Annotated in this window: 16 protein-coding genes and 1 tRNA gene; 1 reads left to right on the forward strand and 16 read right to left on the reverse strand. The window is 41.0% G+C overall.

Annotation, left to right across the window (positions count from 1 at the left end):
* Nucleotides 1-19 precede the first annotated feature (19 nt).
* The 4 genes from G9371_RS06390 to G9371_RS06405 all read right to left on the reverse strand — a co-directional run bounded on the left by G9371_RS06390 (nt 20) and on the right by G9371_RS06405 (nt 3873).
* The gene (locus tag G9371_RS06390; protein WP_001080202.1) at nt 20-373 is read right to left on the reverse strand and encodes a lysozyme inhibitor LprI family protein; all 354 of its coding nucleotides are present in this window, start codon (nt 371-373) and stop codon (nt 20-22) included.
* A gap of 184 nt (nt 374-557) precedes the next feature.
* Nucleotides 558-1139: an OmpW/AlkL family protein gene (locus G9371_RS06395; RefSeq protein WP_000472945.1), complete on the reverse strand. Its 582-nt coding sequence runs from the start codon at nt 1137-1139 to the stop codon at nt 558-560.
* Nucleotides 1140-1465: 326 nt separating this feature from the next.
* Nucleotides 1466-2890: a Na+/H+ antiporter family protein gene (locus G9371_RS06400; RefSeq protein ID WP_029423725.1), complete on the reverse strand. Its 1425-nt coding sequence runs from the start codon at nt 2888-2890 to the stop codon at nt 1466-1468.
* A 104-nt stretch (nt 2891-2994) separates the two neighbouring features.
* Nucleotides 2995-3873 carry an alpha/beta fold hydrolase gene (locus G9371_RS06405; protein ID WP_164979097.1) on the reverse strand — a complete coding sequence of 293 codons (879 nt, stop codon included), beginning with the start codon at nt 3871-3873 and terminating at the stop codon, nt 2995-2997.
* Nucleotides 3874-3990: 117 nt separating this feature from the next.
* On the opposite strand from G9371_RS06405, the gene G9371_RS06410 reads away from it, so the two are divergent.
* Nucleotides 3991-4488 carry a DUF4442 domain-containing protein gene (locus G9371_RS06410; protein ID WP_000996189.1) on the forward strand — a complete coding sequence of 166 codons (498 nt, stop codon included), beginning with the start codon at nt 3991-3993 and terminating at the stop codon, nt 4486-4488.
* Between the two features lie 28 nt (nt 4489-4516).
* Here the strand turns inward: G9371_RS06410 and G9371_RS06415 are convergent, their stop codons facing one another.
* The 12 genes from G9371_RS06415 to G9371_RS06470 all read right to left on the reverse strand — a co-directional run.
* A complete protein-coding gene (locus G9371_RS06415; RefSeq protein ID WP_029423726.1) occupies nt 4517-4873 on the reverse strand; it encodes a YMGG-like glycine zipper-containing protein in 357 nt (118 codons plus the stop codon).
* A 213-nt stretch (nt 4874-5086) separates the two neighbouring features.
* The gene (locus G9371_RS06420; protein WP_000738603.1) at nt 5087-5452 is read right to left on the reverse strand and encodes a hypothetical protein; all 366 of its coding nucleotides are present in this window, start codon (nt 5450-5452) and stop codon (nt 5087-5089) included.
* Between the two features lie 167 nt (nt 5453-5619).
* Entirely contained in the window at nt 5620-9813 is a 4194-nt protein-coding gene (gene rpoC, locus G9371_RS06425; RefSeq protein ID WP_000653927.1) for a DNA-directed RNA polymerase subunit beta', read from the reverse strand.
* A gap of 86 nt (nt 9814-9899) precedes the next feature.
* Complete coding sequence (gene rpoB / locus G9371_RS06430) at nt 9900-13988, reverse strand: DNA-directed RNA polymerase subunit beta (RefSeq protein ID WP_000331899.1); 4089 nt, start codon at nt 13986-13988, stop codon at nt 9900-9902.
* A gap of 305 nt (nt 13989-14293) precedes the next feature.
* Complete coding sequence (gene rplL, locus G9371_RS06435) at nt 14294-14665, reverse strand: 50S ribosomal protein L7/L12 (protein ID WP_001229360.1); 372 nt, start codon at nt 14663-14665, stop codon at nt 14294-14296.
* Between the two features lie 42 nt (nt 14666-14707).
* Nucleotides 14708-15214 carry a 50S ribosomal protein L10 gene (gene rplJ, locus G9371_RS06440; RefSeq protein ID WP_001196213.1) on the reverse strand — a complete coding sequence of 169 codons (507 nt, stop codon included), beginning with the start codon at nt 15212-15214 and terminating at the stop codon, nt 14708-14710.
* 319 nt (nt 15215-15533) lie between these two features.
* The gene (gene rplA, locus G9371_RS06445; RefSeq protein ID WP_001096694.1) at nt 15534-16229 is read right to left on the reverse strand and encodes a 50S ribosomal protein L1; all 696 of its coding nucleotides are present in this window, start codon (nt 16227-16229) and stop codon (nt 15534-15536) included.
* 3 nt (nt 16230-16232) lie between these two features.
* Nucleotides 16233-16661 (reverse strand): 50S ribosomal protein L11, encoded by a 429-nt coding sequence (gene rplK, locus G9371_RS06450; protein WP_001074682.1) that lies wholly within the window; start codon nt 16659-16661, stop codon nt 16233-16235.
* Nucleotides 16662-16769: 108 nt separating this feature from the next.
* Complete coding sequence (gene nusG / locus G9371_RS06455; protein ID WP_000832994.1) at nt 16770-17303, reverse strand: transcription termination/antitermination protein NusG; 534 nt, start codon at nt 17301-17303, stop codon at nt 16770-16772.
* 7 nt (nt 17304-17310) lie between these two features.
* Nucleotides 17311-17751, reverse strand: coding sequence for a preprotein translocase subunit SecE (gene secE, locus G9371_RS06460; RefSeq protein ID WP_000063880.1), 441 nt, complete (start codon nt 17749-17751; stop codon nt 17311-17313).
* A gap of 75 nt (nt 17752-17826) precedes the next feature.
* Nucleotides 17827-17902: transfer RNA gene (locus G9371_RS06465), tRNA-Trp, on the reverse strand.
* A gap of 60 nt (nt 17903-17962) precedes the next feature.
* Nucleotides 17963-18652 (reverse strand): EF-Tu/IF-2/RF-3 family GTPase (locus G9371_RS06470; protein ID WP_079280866.1); only part of this gene is annotated, 690 nt, incomplete at its 5' end.

The raw sequence follows: 18652 nt of genomic DNA on the forward strand, positions 1-18652 counted from the left end.
TTAAAAATTTTTACTCTAATTAAAATGGGCCATGGCTTAAGACCCTATCTTGTAAAATAGTGTCTAGTTGTTTTTGTCTTTGTTGATATGCCTTAGAAATACAACTCACATTAGCTGCACAAGCATTTCTTTTTTTCAGCCATTGCTGCTGTGTATCTTTTTGATTATCACGTCCACCCATTGGTAGTGCATGTAAAACAATTTGATATGTCGTTGCCATTTTGACATCGGCATCATTTAAAGATCGGTTCTTACAAATACTGAGTTCAGTCTTTGTTTTTGCAGCATTGCAAGAGAAACTAGCGGCTTGCAAACTATGCGTAAAAGCTAAACCACTAAAAAGTGCTAGCCCCATGGCAAATTTTCTATTCATCATATTATTCCTTTAAAAATGTATAAAAAATAGTTTAGAAACAAAGAACGATAAAATATGTATAAAACTGTCTATTTTATGCGTTTTTTAGTGAGAACCATGAAATAAAAAACCTCACATAAAAAACTATGTGAGGTGCCTGAATCTAGGTTTATTATTATATTCTTTCTATTTATTATTATGCTTAGAATTTATAGCTATAACCTAAAGTGTAAACAAACGGGTTAATATCTAAGTCAAATTTAGCACCATTTGTTAAAGTAACTTCTGGACTAATATCTGCATAACGAACATCTACAAATACTCCCCAATTTTTAGCATCAGCAGGTTGGAAATTAAAACCAACTTGGCCAGCGACACCAAAATCTTCTTTTACTTTTACAGCTACGCCTTGTTCATCCCAAGGAATAAATGCTGTTGCCCCGATACCAATATACGGTGTAAAACGAGTCGAGTTTTTAAAATGATATTTCGCGGTAATTGTTGGTGGCAATTGTTTAATACGCGCTACTTTCTGACCATCTAATAAAACATCATGATTAACCGGCGTTGCTAATAATAATTCTGCCGAAAATGGAGATTGACCAAAAAAGTATTCTACTGATGGAGTAAATGCATATTCATGGTCCGCCTTTACCACACCTAAAGCAGTTGTTGTATCTTCCGATGGAGCAATAACGCTGCCCCCAAATTTTACTTGCCAATTACCAGCAAAAGTAAATGAAGACACCCCCATTAATGCAATAACTAATGCTTTTTTGAACACTTTAATATCTCCAACCTTATTTATATTTATAATAAACATTTATTTTAAATTGATGCAACACCCATTATAAAATTATTTTTATATTTATTTTTAAATAACTGTTTTAAATAAAATTATATATTAACCGACTATTTTAATTGGTTTTTATTCCAACCCAATTAATCAGAATTATTTTATATAACCAACCTTTTTAATAAACTTTAAATCCCGAGTATTTTAATATAGTTTATTCTAAATACATGTTTTGTTTATACCATAAAAAAACCTCCTTAATCATTATCTCTAGATAAAAACTAAGGAGGTCTTTATTTAATATTTTATAAAAATTATAAAACCATGGCTGCAATCCAACCAAAAATTAATAGCGGAATATTAAAGTGGATAAATGTTGGTATCACAGTATCCCAAATATGGTCATGTTGCCCATCTACACCTAAACCTGCTGTTGGTCCTAAGGTAGAATCAGAAGCCGGAGATCCAGCATCACCTAAAGCAGCAGCTGTCCCGATAAGTGCAATTGTCGCTAACGGTGAGAAACCGAACTGGACACATAAAGGTACATAAATAACAGCTAATACAGGAACACTTGAGAAAGATGAACCTATACCAATCGTGACAAATAGGCCAATACAAAGCATTAAAAATGCAGCAAGCGCACGGTTATCACCAATGATTTCTACCACACCTTTAACCAACTGGTTAATATCTCCGGTATGAGTCATAACTGAAGCAAAACCGGCAGCAGAGATCATAATAAAACCGACTAGAGCCATCATTCTCATGCCTTGTACAAAGACATCATCTGCATCTTGCCATTTAAAAATGCCTGCCGTAGAAAGCACTGCAAAGCCCACTAAACCACCCAAGATCATTGAGCCGGAATAAAGCTGCGCAACTAAAGTCAGTCCAATAGCCAGTAAAGCCATAAAAATTGTTTTTTTAGCAATAACAGGGCCTTGCTCTGCCTCATGTTTAAGTTCTTCTGCGTCTGCTTTTAAATCTGCTGTTTCATCTTGTACAGTTGCACGAAGAGGTTTATCTAAATCAATTGTAGTTACAGGGCTTATCGAACGGTCAGCATAAATTCGTGGCTTACGGTAACTGATAAATACCGCAACCAAGGTGCCTAGAACCATTCCCAAAACTGGAATTGCCATACCAATAGGCATCATGCCACGTTCTACATGTAAACCATAAGCAGCACCAATTTTGTTGATATTTCCCATCAAAATCTGTTCAAGGAAAATCGCACCAAAGCCAACAGGTAAGAAAATATATGTCCCAACTAAGCCTAGCGTAAGTACACAGGCTGCGGCGCGGCGGTCTAATTTTAAATGGTTCATTACCCGCAATAGAGGCGGAACCAATACTGGAATAAAGGCAATATGAACTGGAATAAGGTTTTGAGAGAAAATAGCTGCGATCAGTAAAATACCTAAGAGTAAATATTTCACTTTAGTTTCTCGGCTTTTCCCCGCTTCCATTCCCAATAAACCAATCAGTTTATGGGCAAGTAAATCAGGTAATCCAGATTTTGAAAGTGCCAGAGCAAATGCCCCTAACACTGCATAGGCAAGTGCAACTTCAGCACCATCACCAAGACCAGCGTTAAAGGCTTCAACAGTTTGAGAAAGGCTTAAACCCGCTACGAGGCCGCCCACAATGGCAGAAACCACTAAAGTCAGTACGACAGAAACGCGCGCCAGTGATAATAAGAACATCACTGCAATCGCAATAACGACAGCATTCATGAATAAGTTCAGAGCAAAACAAAAGGCGATATTCTACCAGATTCACCTCTATGAAGCCGAAAATATCGCCGAATTACCAGTTTTGCATATTAAACAGTCACTTATTAGCTCTGCGAGTCAATAAATTGGCGAATATGAGCTGCCACTTTTTCAGCCTGACTTAAAATCGCCCAATGATTTGCTTCAAGCTCAACATATTCGAAGTTTTCAACCCATTTTGGCATCGCTTCTGTAATATATTCGGGGCTGACAAAAGTGTCGTACTTTAAAATAATTGCTTTAACTGGACATTGCGCATAACGCTGACGAGGGCCAGTTAAACGTGGAATAAAATTCGCACGATATAAGTTAATACCGTATTTCCCATCTGAAGAAATATTACTATTTAATGGCAAATTATCTTTTCGCTCTAAATCTTTTAAGATCTTACCCCACTTTTCTGGACTAAACAGCGACCATACAGTTGGAGCAATTAGCGGTAAATGGAATGCTCCGATATACCATGATTTTGTGAGTATTTTTAGGATCTGTGCAGGTGATGTTTTGAACTTCTCTCTTAAGAAAAGTGCCGCATGATCCAAACATGGACCGGAAATTGTTGTATAAGAGAGTAAACGGCCTTTAAATTTAGGTTCTGTTGCAGATTCCCAAGACTGGATTGAACCCCAATCATGCGCAGCCATATGGAACTGTCGATTTGGGATTACCTCATCTACGACTTCCTGCAAATCTAAAGATAAACGTTCTAAACGGTAATCTCGTATCCGTTTAGGAATAGATGATAAGCCTGCCCCACGGACATCATAAGTCACAATATAAAAATCATTGATTAAATGCTCAATGACCGATTCCCATACTTCCTGATTATCTGGATAACCATGCACTAACACTAATGGAATATTTTTCTCATCACCCCAAGCCTTGGCACACAGGGTTTGTTGATCACTTGTCGTTACGGCATAAATCTTTGGCTGCATAATCATTTCCTATTTTGTTTTTCAATCGATCATGTCGTTAATCGGATAAAGCATTGCCATCAATATAAAAAAGATGATACTTATCTAGTATGACCAGTGTTGCAATAAAAAAAATTGACTATTATGGCTATTTTAAAAAAACTTCAGAACATTCCTTCAATTTCCAAATTCTTATTTAACCATTACCCACCTTACCGTGGAGCTGGAATTCATATTGAAGTCATGAATTTAGAGCTCTGTCATGTTCGGGTAAAAATGCCACTTACTTGGAAAAATCAAAATCTGGTAGGCACTCACTTTGGCGGAAGCCTTTATTCAATGGTTGACCCCTTTTATATGTTGATTCTTATGCATCATCTCGGATCAAAATATATTGTTTGGGATAAAGCAGCTGAAATTAATTTTTTATCACCTGGCCGAAGTACCGTTTATGCTGACATTCGCGTTGATTTAGCAGAAATCGAACAAATTCGTGAACTTGCCGAAAACTATGCTCCTGTTCTTAGAACATATCATTTAAATATTTTCGATGAATCAGGTGTGAGAATTGCTGAAGTCCAAAAGACACTTTATATCCGACGTAAAAAAGCAAAACCTTCTACTAATAAAATAAGCGCCTGAAGGCGCTTATTTTTCATTTCACTTATTTTTATTTCTTTTCTTCAATCGCAGCACCAGCACCGCCGCCGATTGCGCCACCAATTGCAGCACCTGTATCACCACCTATGATAGCTTTACCAACGACCGAACCAATACCTGCACCAATCGCACTCTTGGTTGTAGTTTGTTTACTGCCACCTTGAGTATTAGAACCCACACCTGCACCTACCGCAGCACCTAAGCCTGCACCGATACCACCACCAACATGGTTACCAAAACCACCGCCCAATGCACCACCTGCTGCTGCTGCACCAATACGCTGGTCAGACGGACTCATATTTTGACAGCCGGTGAACATAACTGTTGATAATATGACAGTAGATATTAAACCAATTTTTTTATTCATGACCGTACTCACTCCTTTGGGCTTTAATCAAAGCATAGTCTTCTTTTATGGGGAATTTGATCAGTTTGTGTTATTGCACTGTCGTAATTAATAGATATTTTGTAAAGCCAATTTATGCGCAGTGATGAGTTAAATTTTCATGTTTTAAAAGTAGATAAAAAAGAAGCTCTTAATGAAATAAGAGCTTCTTTTTTAATATAGTTAGAGGTAGTTTTAGTACTTACCTTTTTTCTCTTCATAGGCTGCACCAGCACTACCACCGAGTGCTCCACCTGCAGCAGCACCAGCGTCACCACCAATCACTGCACCACCTAAGATTGCCCCAACACCTGCACCAATGGCACTATTACGTACTGTTTTACTGCTAGAGCCTTTAGCATTAGCGGCAACACCAGCACCAAGCGCTGCTCCTAAACCGGCACCAATATTACCGCCTATATGTTTACCTACGGCACCACCTGCACCACCACCGATAGCTGCCGAACCAATACGTTTGCTTTCTGGGCTAGCATTTTGGCAACCTACAAATAGAGTAGTTGACATTAAACCAACACCTGCAATCATCATCATTTTTTTCATTAAAAGCTACTCCTCTACTCAGTTGCGCCTAGAATAGTATGCTTTCATGGAGGGTTTTCCCCCATTAAGTAATAAATTAAAAGTGCTTTAATAGACTTTTTGTAAAAATGGATTATTTTTTCCACAAAAAAGGCGCCCTAAGGCGCCTTTTTAATGCAAGTTTAAGCTTAGAATTGTTCTGAGTTTAAAGCTTGGCTAAATGCTTGGTCTACTTCGCTGAAGTCATTGTGAAGAGCATGTTCTGCTGCTTCCGCTTCTTGACGACGACGCTCTAAGTGGTATGCAAGACCAGTACCAGCTGGAATCAAGCGACCCACTACAACGTTTTCTTTCAAGCCACGTAAATCATCTTCTTTACCTGTTACAGCCGCTTCAGTTAACACACGAGTTGTTTCCTGGAACGATGCAGCAGAGATGAATGAGTCAGTAGAAAGCGATGCTTTCGTAATACCCATCAATTGACGTTCAAACTTCGCAGGGAACTTGTTCTGAGCCAAGACAGCTTGGTTCTCTTGAACAACGCGGATGTAATCCACTTGTTCGCCTTTAATGAAGCTTGTATCACCACCATCGATGATATCAACTTTACGCAACATTTGACGTACGATAACTTCAATGTGCTTGTCGTTGATTTTTACACCTTGGAGACGGTAAACGTCTTGAACTTCGTTCACGATGTAGTTAGTTAAAGCAACTTCACCTTTCAAGCGTAAGATGTCATGTGGATTTTGTGGACCATCAGAAATGGTTTCACCACGGTTCACATGTTCGCCTTCAAACACGTTGATTTGACGCCATTTTGGAATCAACTCTTCGTAAATTTCAGAACCGTCATCTGGAGTAATCACTAAACGGTTCTTACCTTTGGTCTCTTTACCGAAGCTTACGATACCAGACACTTCTGCCAAGATCGCATGTTCTTTCGGCTTACGTGCTTCGAACAAGTCAGCAACACGCGGAAGACCACCGGTAATATCACGAGTACGTGAAGATTCTTGTGGTACACGACCGATAACGTCACCCACACCAATTGTTTCGCCGTCGCGAACGGTCACAATTGTATTTTGTGGTAAGAAGTAGAACTGTTCACCGCCATCAGTTGTATCTAATACGATTGCTGGACGTAAATCTTTACCAGAAGCAGGACGTGCTGTTACAGGCAAGATTTCAACAGTTGTCATACCAGTTGCATCATCAGTTTTAGATGTTGCAGTTACACCATCAGCAATTTGGCTGAAACGTGCTTTACCAGCAACTTCTGTTACTAATGGATGCGTATGCGGATCCCATGTCGCAACGATACCACCAGCCTCAACAAGCTCACCATCTTTCAACAAGATGCTCGCACCGTAAGGAAGTTTGTAGCGTTCACGCTCACGACCTAACTCATCGGCAATACCAATTTCACCTGAACGTGAAACTGAAACCAAGTGGCCTTTCGCATGTTGTACAGTTTTTACGTTATGGAAACGTACAGTACCTTTGTTACGTACTTGAACACTGTTTGCAGCAGAAGTTCGGCTTGCAGCACCACCCACGTGGAACGTACGCATTGTTAACTGTGTACCTGGTTCACCGATTGACTGTGCAGCCATTACACCTACTGACTCACCTGGGTTTACCAAGTGACCACGAGCGAGGTCACGACCATAACATTTCGCACATACACCGAATGTTGATTCACATGCGATTACAGAACGTACTTTAACTTCATCGACACCAGCCTCTTCAAGCTGAGCTGCGATTTTCTCGTCAATTAACGTACCGCGAGGTAATACAACTTCATCATCAGATGCACGACGTACATCTTCAGCAGTTACACGACCTAATACGCGGTCACGTAATGGCTCGATGACATCACCACCCTGAATGAATGGAGTCATCACTAGACCACCACTTGTACCACAATCTGGCTCAGTAATTACTAAGTCTTGTGCTACGTCTACAAGACGACGAGTCAAGTAACCAGAGTTCGCAGTTTTCAATGCAGTATCGGCCAAACCTTTACGCGCACCGTGTGTTGAAATGAAGTACTGGAGTACTGTCAAACCTTCACGGAAGTTCGCTTTAATTGGAGTCTCAATAATCGAGCCATCCGGTTTTGCCATCAAACCACGCATACCTGCAAGCTGACGAATCTGAGCCGCACTACCACGGGCACCAGAGTCAGACATCATATAGATACTGTTGAATGATTTTTGCTTCTCGTCTTCACCTTGTTTGTTTTTCACAAGTGTATAAGACAAGTTATCCATCATTGCTTTAGCAACTTGGTCGTTTGTACGCGCCCAAATATCGACAACTTTGTTATAACGTTCACCAGCAGTTACGAAACCTTGTTCGAACTGTTGTTCGATTTCACGAACTTCTGTTTCCGCTTTGTCAATAATTGTGTGTTTCGTAGGTGGAATTAACATGTCTTCCATACCTACAGATACACCTGAACGAGTCGCTTGACGGAAGCCCAAGTACATTAATTGGTCAGCGAAGATAACGGTATCTTTCAAACCAAGTTTACGATAGCAAGAGTTGATTAACTTAGAGATGTTCTTTTTAGTCATCTCAAGGTTGATCATGTCAAAGCTTAAACCTTCTGGAACAACTTCCCAAAGTAAGCAACGACCTGGTGTTGTATCAACAATAATAGTTTGCTGTTCACGCTCACCATTTTCATTGATAACCGTTTGATGCACACGTACTTTAACACGAGCATGGATCGCAACTTGACCAGTTGCAAGTGCACGGTTTACTTCGTGAGTATCCGCAAACACCATACCTTCACCTTTCGCGTTTACTGCATCACGAGTGATGTAGTAAAGACCCAAGACAACGTCCTGAGAAGGAACGATGATTGGCTCACCGTTTGCTGGTGACAAGATGTTGTTTGTTGACATCATCAATGCACGAGCTTCTAACTGTGCTTCAAGTGTCAATGGAACGTGTACCGCCATTTGGTCACCGTCGAAGTCGGCGTTGAACGCAGCACAGACGAGTGGGTGAAGACGGATTGCCTTACCTTCAATAAGAATAGGTTCAAATGCTTGAAGACCTAAACGGTGAAGTGTTGGCGCACGGTTCAACATCACTGGATGTTGACGAATTACAGATGCAAGAACGTCCCAAACTTCCGGAGTCTCACGCTCAACCATTTTCTTCGCAGCTTTAATGGTTGTTGCCTGACCTGAAGCTTGTAATTTCGCGAAAATGAATGGCTTGAATAATTCAAGTGCCATTTTCTTCGGAAGACCACATTGGTGAAGACGTAAAGTAGGACCTACAGTAATTACCGAACGACCAGAGTAGTCAACACGCTTACCTAACAAGTTCTGACGGAAACGACCTTGTTTACCTTTGATCATGTCTGCCAAAGATTTTAATGGGCGTTTGTTAGAACCAGTAATTGCACGACCACGACGACCGTTATCAAGCAACGCATCTACAGACTCTTGTAACATACGTTTTTCGTTACGTACGATGATGTCCGGCGCTGCAAGGTCAAGAAGACGCTTCAAACGGTTGTTACGGTTAATTACACGACGATATAAATCATTCAAGTCAGAAGTCGCGAAACGACCACCTTCAAGTGGAACTAATGGACGTAAATCTGGTGGAAGTACCGGAAGTACGTTCATTACCATCCATTCTGGCTTGTTGTTTGAGTCTTTGAATGCTTCCATCAATTTCAAGCGTTTAGACGCTTTTTTCAACTTCGTTTCAGAAGTTGTTTGAGGAATTTCTTCACGTAAACGTGAAATTTCAGCTTCAAGGTCGATGTCTTTCAACAAGTCTTGAACTGCTTCTGCACCCATTTTTGCAACAAATTCGTCGCCGTGCTCTTCTAGAGCAGTAAAGTATTCTTCATCATTAAGAAGTTGATACTTTTCAAATGGTGTCATACCAGGATCAGTAACAACGTATGATTCGAAATACAATACACGTTCGATATCACGAAGGGTCATATCAAGTAATAAACCGATACGGGATGGTAACGATTTTAAGAACCAGATATGTGCAACTGGAGAAGCAAGCTCAATGTGACCCATACGTTCACGACGAACTTTTGCTGTAGTTACTTCAACGCCACATTTTTCACAAATGACGCCTTTGTATTTCATACGCTTGTATTTACCACACAAGCATTCGTAATCTTTTACTGGACCAAAGATTTTGGCACAGAACAAACCATCACGTTCTGGTTTGAACGTACGATAGTTGATTGTCTCAGGTTTTTTAACTTCACCATGAGACCATGACTTAATCATTTCTGGTGACGCAAGACCAATACGGATACGGTCGAACTCAACTGGCGCATGACCATCTGAGTCCGTTTTCTTACGCATGATATCGAGCAAGTCTTTCAATTTTTTTCTCCGTGTGTCGGGAAGCCTCGCTTACCCGACTGGGTCACAAATATTGTTTTTACCTAAAAAATCGTGAGTCTTACGACTTAGTCACCATTTTTTAGTTCAATGTTGATACCTAAAGAACGGATCTCTTTGGTCAATACGTTGAACGATTCAGGCATACCCGGATCCATATAATGGTTACCATCTACAATATTCTTATAGATGCGAGTACGGCCTTCAACGTCATCCGACTTCACTGTAAGCATTTCTTGGAGTGTATATGCTGCACCGTATGCTTCAAGTGCCCATACTTCCATCTCACCGAAACGCTGACCACCGAATTGTGCTTTACCACCAAGCGGTTGTTGTGTAACAAGTGAGTAAGAACCAGTTGAACGCGCATGCATCTTGTCATCAACCAAGTGGTTCAATTTAAGCATGTACATGTAACCAACAGTTACTGGACGGTCAAACTGTTCACCTGTACGTCCGTCAAACAATACTGTTTGACCCGTACGTGAAATGTCAGCCAATTCAAGTAAGTCTTTAATTTGACTTTCTTCAGCACCATCAAATACAGGAGTAGCTAAAGGCACACCCGCACGCAAGTTACCTGCAAGCGCTAGAATTTCTTCATCAGTCAAGCTATCAAGATCTTCTTGCTCACCGCCGACTTTGTTATAAATCTTGTCTAAGAATTCGCGCAGTTCTAAAACTGTACGTTGTTCTTTCAACATTTTTTCGATTTTGTCACCAAGCCCTTTAGCCGCCATACCCAAGTGAGTCTCTAGAATCTGACCCACGTTCATACGAGATGGTACACCCAGCGGGTTCAATACGATATCTACCGGCACACCGTTAGCATCATGTGGCATGTCTTCAACAGGTAAGATGTTAGATACAACACCCTTGTTACCGTGACGACCAGCCATCTTATCACCAGGCTGAATACGACGTTTAACAGCTAAGTAAACCTTAACAACTTTTAATACGCCAGTTGTTAATTCATCACCTGTTGCAAGCTTACGTTTCTTCTCAGCGAATTTCTCATCGATTTCTGCGCTCTTCTCTTTCAAGAACACTTGAATTTGAGTTAAACGCTCAGCGATTGCTTCATCTGCTGGTTGAATTTCAAGTAAGTCAACAAGCTCTAAACCAGATAATAAATCTTCAGAAAGTTTATCACCACGTTTAGTTGAACCACCGCCATTAGACTCTTGGCCTTTAAGCAAACGAATTACACGCTCACGAGCCGCTTCTTCGAAGATCTTGTATTCTTCTTTCAAGTCTTTACGATAAGAATCAAGCTGTGCTTTTTCAATTGCTAAAGCACGGTCATCTTTCTCTAAGCCATCACGAGTGAAGACTTGAACGTCAATAACTGTACCTTTAGTACCAGATGGAACACGTAAAGATGAGTCTTTAACGTCAGCAGCTTTCTCACCAAAAATTGCACGAAGCAGTTTTTCTTCAGGAGTTAACTGAGTTTCACCTTTAGGCGTTACTTTACCAACTAAGATGTCGCCAGCAGTAACTTCAGCACCGATATAAACGATACCTGATTCATCAAGTTTAGAAAGCGCAGCTTCACCTACGTTAGGAATATCGGCAGTAATTTCTTCTGCACCTAACTTAGTATCACGTGCTACACATGACAATTCTTGAATGTGAATAGATGTTAAACGGTCTTCTTGAAGTACACGCTCAGATAACAAGATCGAGTCTTCGTAGTTGTAACCATTCCATGTCATGAACGCTACACGCATGTTTTGACCAAGCGCAAGTTCACCCATGTCTGTTGACGGACCGTCTGCCAAGATGTCACCACGAGCAACTTTGTCGCCCAAGTTCACGATAACATTTTGGTTAATACAAGTATTTTGGTTTGAACGTGTATATTTGATGAGGTTATAGATATCTACACCTGCCTCACCTGCAACCATTTCATCTTCGTTTACACGAATAACGATACGAGAAGCATCTACATATTCAATTACACCGCCACGGTTTGCGATTACACACACACCAGAGTCACGTGCAACGTTCGCTTCCATACCTGTACCTACAAGCGGTTTATCCGCACGTAAAGTAGGAACTGCCTGACGTTGCATGTTTGAACCCATGAGCGCACGGTTTGCGTCATCGTGTTCAAGGAATGGAATAAGTGATGCAGCAACAGATACTACCTGCTGTGCAGAAACGTCCATATGCGTTACTTTTTCAGGCGGCATACGTACGAATTCACCTTGATGACGAACAGAAACGAATTCTTCTGTTAAGTTGCCATCTTTATCTACTGCAGAGTCGGCCTGTGCAATAACAGTACCTACTTCTTCAATTGCAGATAAATATTCAACATCATCAGTTACACGACCATCTACAACTTTGCGGTATGGAGTTTCCAAGAAACCGAAGTCATTCGCTTTTGCGTATACAGAAAGCGAGTTGATCAAACCAATGTTTGGACCTTCAGGAGTTTCAATTGGACAAACACGACCATAGTGAGTTTGGTGTACGTCACGTACTTCGAAGCCTGCACGTTCACGTGTTAAACCACCAGGACCAAGCGCAGATACACGACGTTTATGTGTAATCTCAGATAATGGGTTGTTTTGGTCCATAAACTGAGATAACTGGCTTGAACCAAAGAATTCTTTGATTGCAGCAGCAACTGGTTTTGCATTAATCAAATCTTGTGGAGACAAGTTATCTGTTTCTGCTTGGCTTAAACGCTCTTTAACAGCACGCTCAACACGAACTAAACCTACACGGAATTGGTTCTCTGTCATTTCACCAACAGAACGTACACGACGGTTACCTAAGTGGTCGATATCGTCGACTTCACCTTTACCGTTACGGATTTCAACCAATGTACGTAATACATCGATAATATCTTCGTGCGATAAAATACCTTCAACTTCGCGTGACTTCTGATCAGTACCAACTTCGTAAGGACGACCTAAACGACGGTTGAACTTCATACGACCTACTGGAGATAAGTCATAGCGTTCAGAAGAGAAGAACAAGTTATTGAATAAGTTTTCAGCAGCTTCTTTTGTTGGTGGCTCGCCCGGACGCATTACTTTGTAGATTTCTACTAATGCTTCTTCACGGTCACGCGTCAAGTCTGCACGTAATGTATCAGCTACGAATGAACCACGGTCAATATCGTTAGTGAACAAGATATTAAATTGCTTAACACCGCCTTCTGCCAACTTCACCATTACTTCATGGCTTAACAGAGTATTTGCAGCAATTACTTCACCATCACGTAAAGTAATATCTTCAGCAGTGATACGCTCATATAAGTATTCATCAGGAACTGAAAGCTTAGTTAAACCTGCAGCTTCCATTTGACGTACGTGACGAGCATTAATACGTTTACCTTGCTCAACAATGACTTTACCTTCATTGTCAGTAATATCAAATTGAGCCATTTCACCACGTAAACGCTCAGGTACAAGGTCAATTTGATAGCTACCCATGTCAAGATACACAGGTACTTTTTCATAGAACAAATTCAAGATCTGTTCATTGTTATAACCTAGTGCACGTAACACAACTGTAGCAAGTAATTTACGACGACGGTCGATACGTACGTAAACTAAGTCTTTTGCATCAAATTCGAAGTCTAACCATGAACCACGGTAAGGAATGATACGTGCTGAATACAACACTTTACCACTTGAGTGGGTCTTACCTTTATCATGGTCAAAGAATACGCCTGGCGAACGGTGTAATTGAGATACGATTACACGCTCAGTACCGTTGATAACAAAGGTACCATTTTCAGTCATGAGTGGAATTTCACCCATATAGACTTCTTGTTCGCGTACGTCTTTAATTGATTTAGTTTCGCGATCTTTAATAATCAAACGAATTTTAACGCGCATTGGTGCCGCATAAGTCGAGCCACGAAGAATACATTCGCGTACATCGAACTCAGGTTTACCAAGGCTATACTCAACAAATTCTAAAGCAGCATTGCCAGAATAACTTTCGATAGGAAAAACTGAACGAAATGCGGCTTGGAGACCGATATCTTCGCGGTTTTTTGGTGATTTGCCATCTTGCAAGAATGTTCTGTACGAATCGACCTGAATCGATAATAAGTACGGTGCATCCATTACTTGGGGCAATTTACCAAAATTCTTACGGATCCGTTTCTTTTCGGTATATGAGTATGCCATCTGGAGTCCTCGGAAAGTAAACCAAGCCCGCCTGCAGAACGGGCTCAGAAGGAATTACGCAGGCCGATATGGCCACCACTGTTTACAAATGCTGCAATTTTTAGTGGTATAAAAACGCTTAACAATATTTTTAAAAATGAAAAATATTGGTAAGCATTTGAATTTATTTATTTTATTTAGGCTTTCTCTAAAAACCAAACAAAACTAACAAAAATCGAGCCGATTATTGTAACGCAAAAAGGCTGATGACCCAAGAGCCATCAGCCATTTTATGGAGCCGATTTAAAAACCGACTCCTTTTACAATTACTTAAGTGTAACTGTAGCACCAGCTTCTTCAAGTTTCTTCTTAAGTTCTTCGCCTTCTTCTTTAGAAACGCCTTCTTTAAGAACTTGAGGAGCGCCTTCAACTAAGTCTTTAGCTTCTTTAAGACCAAGACCAGTTGCTTCACGAACAGCTTTAATTACAGCTACTTTGTTAGCACCGAAAGAAGTCAACTCAACGTTGAATTCAGATTGTTCTTCAGCAGCAGCAGCAGCGCCACCAGCTGGAGCAGCAACAGCTACAGCAGCTGCAGATACGTTGAATTTCTCTTCGAAAGCAGAAATTAATTCAACAAGTTCAAGAACAGTTTTTTCAGCAACTGCATTTAAGATTTCTTCGTTAGTTAAAGCCATGAGAATAACTCCAAATGGATATTGAATGGTGTGTAAAATTGATTAAGCAGCTTCTGACTCGTTTTTCTCTTTGAGTGCTGTAATGAGGCGACCCAATTTCGAAATAGGAGCTTGAAGGACAGAGGCAAGCATAGTAAGCGCTTTCTCTTGGTTCGGAAGATTAGCAATAACGCTAACATCAGCACCTTGATAAACTTTGCCGTCAAATGCAGCAGCTTTTAATTCAAATGCTTTGTTAGTTTTAGCAAATTCTTCGAACAAGCGTGCAGCTGCACCCATGTCATCTTCAGAAGTTGAAAAACCTAGAATTGTTGGACCAACAAGGTTGTCGTTCAAGATATCAAACTGAGTACCTTGAAATGCGCGTTTAGCCAAAGTGTTACGTACAATACGTGTAGTTACACCTAGCTTACGAGCTTCAACACGAAGTGTTGTTAATTGCTCTACGCTTAAACCTTGATAGTCAGCAACAACGGCTGCAAACGCTTTAGAAGCAACTTCACTTACTTCTGCAACGATCTGTTTTTTGTCTTCAATAAGAAGAGCCATTGTAAAACCTCCTAAGGTGATTTATGTACCCAATGGGCACACTCCCAGTTCGTAAGTCTTTCGACTTACACGCGGAGGAGGAACAAATCACACCACCGCGTCTACGCAGGCTGGTTTATTAAGAAAATCGCTATTCGAAAATAACGTCTTTTCGCCTGAGGTCTTTGACGCTGATAAATTCTCATTTATCAATTCAAAGTCCGCCTGATAAGTAATAGATAAAGCTTTACTCTACCGAAGCAAAAGCAGAAATAACTTTTCTGTTTTATGCTTAATCCTCATCAGGACTTTAAAATTCTTTACTTAACCAAGTTAAAACTTAGTTAGAAACGTTGTTTACATCAACAGTAAGACCAGGACCCATAGTTGAGCTCAAAGTGATCTTCTTGATGTATACACCTTTAGAAGTTGCAGGTTTTAACTTTTTCAAGTCAGCAACTAAAGTTTCAACGTTTTGACGGATTGCAGCAGCATCAAAGCCAACTTGACCAATCGCAGCGTGAATAATACCCGCTTTGTCTACACGGTAACGCGCCTGACCAGATTTAGCGTTTTTAACAGCGCCAGCAACGTCAGGAGTTACAGTACCAACTTTAGGGTTTGGCATTAAACCACGTGGACCAAGAATTGTACCGAGCTTACCAACAACACGCATAGCGTCAGGAGCAGCGATTACAACATCAAAGTCAAGGTTTCCGCCTTGGATGCTTTCAGCAAGATCATCAAAACCTACAACATCAGCACCAGCTTCTTTCGCAGCTTCTGCTTGCGCGCCTTGAGCAAATACAGCTACACGTACAGTTTTACCAGTACCTGCAGGTAATGTAGTCGCACCACGAACAACCTGATCAGATTTACGTGGATCTACGCCAAGGTTTACAGAGATGTCTAAAGATTCTTTGAACTTTGCAGCAGGCAAGCTGTTAAGAACCTGTACTGCTTCTTCCAAAGTGTAAACTTTGTTCGCTTCAACAGCAGCAGCAATGGCTTTTTGACGTTTAGTTAACTTTGCCATGTCTTATAGCTCCACTTCCAAGCCCATAGAACGTGCAGAACCAGCGATGGTACGAACACGCGCGTCTAAGTCAGCACCAGTTAAGTCTGGTTCTTTAGTAGTCGCGATTTCTTCTAATTGAGCACGAGTCAACTTACCAACTTTAGTTTTGTTAGGTACAGATGAACCCTTTTGGATACCAGCAGCTTTCTTAAGAAGAATAGAAGCTGGAGGAGTTTTCATGATGAATGTGAACGACTTGTCGTTGTACACAGTAATCACTACAGGGATTGGAAGACCTGGTTCAACTTTTTGTGTAGCAGCATTGAATTCTTTACAGAATGCCATGATGTTTACACCACGTTGACCTAGTGCAGGACCAATCGGTGGAGATGGATTTGCTTTACCAGCTGGAACTTGCAGCTTGATATAGCCGTCAATCTTCTTAGCCATTTTAAATACCTCTGGGTACAAACGCCGTTAGGCTCCCCAATTTCTACGTAACAATACTGTTACAACAACAATGCCCGATAAAATCGGGCGCTTTTCAACCAATTAAGATTAAATCGTTTTTTCGACTTGGCGAAATTCGAGTTCAACCTGAGTTGGTCGATTAAACACGTTAATCGTCAACGTTAAACGTGACTTATCGTATTGAACCTCTTCCACCACACCTTTAAAGTCTGTGAATGGACCGTCAATAACAAGTAATTCTTCACCTGGCTCAAACATCGTCTTAGGACGTGGGGCTTCACCAGTATTACGTACACGCGCAAGAATCGCATCTGCTTCACGTTGAGTGATTGGCGCAGGTTTTTCAGGTGTACCACCAATAAAACCTAATACTTTTGGACACTCTTTAACAATGTGCCAAGTATCGTCATTCATTTCCATTTCAACTAACACATAGCCAGGAAAGAATTTACGCTCAGATTTACGCTTCTTACCATCCTTCATTTCTACCACTTCTTCGGTAGGAACAAGGACATCACCAAAGCTATCGGCAACAGCGCTACGCTGGATTCGTTCTTTAAGTGAACGCATCACTTGTTTTTCATAACCAGAATAGGCATGAATAATGTACCAACGTTTCATAGCTCTTTTACCCGATAATCAACTTAATTAACCAACCCAAACCATAGTCAAAACACCATAAAACTAATGATGCAACAACTACAACCAATAGAACCTGCCACGATGTTGTGACTGTTTCTTGTTTTGTTGGCCAAGTTACTCGACGCAATTCGACTCGTGCATCTTTCAGCAAACGAACGAAGCCTTTACCTTGATGGGTGGCGTATAATAAACCTAAAGCCACAACGATACAAGCAAAAATTACCCCAACGCGCACCCAAACATCATTTGCAGGGGCCCAATACGCTGGTAAATGCTGATTCACCATGGTAGCCGAGAGCAATAATGCAATTGCTATCACCCATAGAACGATATCTAAAGGCGAACCAGAACGAACAACTTCAGCAGAATTATTTCTTTGAGGAATTGGCGCGTCGCTCAATGCGTCACGCGATTTATCATTCGACATTTTTGTACTCGTCGTAGAACTCGCGACTTATTATATGAACAACTAAGCCAGCATCAAGCTTTTTATTTCAAAATATGGCAGGTCAGGAGGGACTCGAACCCCCAACATTCGGTTTTGGAGACCGACGCTCTACCAATTGAACTACTGACCTATAAAGCAAGTTGAGAGCCAAAGCTCTCAACTTGAGACGTAATTCGTCACTATATTATGCTTATGCAGTTACTTTAGCAACAACACCAGCACCTACAGTACGACCACCTTCACGGATCGCAAAACGTAGACCTGGGTCCATTGCGATTGGGTGGATTAATTCTACTGACATTTCAACGTTGTCACCTGGCATTACCATCTCAACGCCTTCTTTCAACTGGATCGCACCAGTTACGTCAGTTGTACGGAAGTAGAACTGTGGACGGTAACCATTTAAGAATGGAGTGTGACGACCACCTTCTTCTTTAGAAAGTACGTATACTTCTGCGTCGAATTTAGTGTGCGGCTTGATTGTACCTGGTTTAGCAAGTACTTGACCACGTTGTACTTCTTCACGCTTAGTACCACGAAGTAAGATACCACAGTTCTCACCTGCACGGCCTTCGTCAAGAAGTTTACGGAACATTTCTACGCCAGTTACAGTTGTTTTAACTGTATCTTTAATACCAACGATCTCTACTTCTTCACCAACTTTGATGATACCAGCTTCAACACGGCCTGTTACTACTGTACCACGACCAGAAATTGAGAATACGTCTTCGATTGGCATCAAGAATGCTTTGTCGATTGCACGCTCTGGCTCTGGGATGTAAGAGTCAAGTGCTGCTACAAGAGCAAGAACTGATTCTTCACCGTAAGGACCAGCTTCACCGTTAAGCGCTGCAAGAGCTGAACCACGGATTACTGGAGT

It is taken from the genome of Acinetobacter sp. EKM10A (assembly GCF_011075215.1).
In the GTDB taxonomy this organism is placed as follows: domain Bacteria; phylum Pseudomonadota; class Gammaproteobacteria; order Pseudomonadales; family Moraxellaceae; genus Acinetobacter; species Acinetobacter baumannii.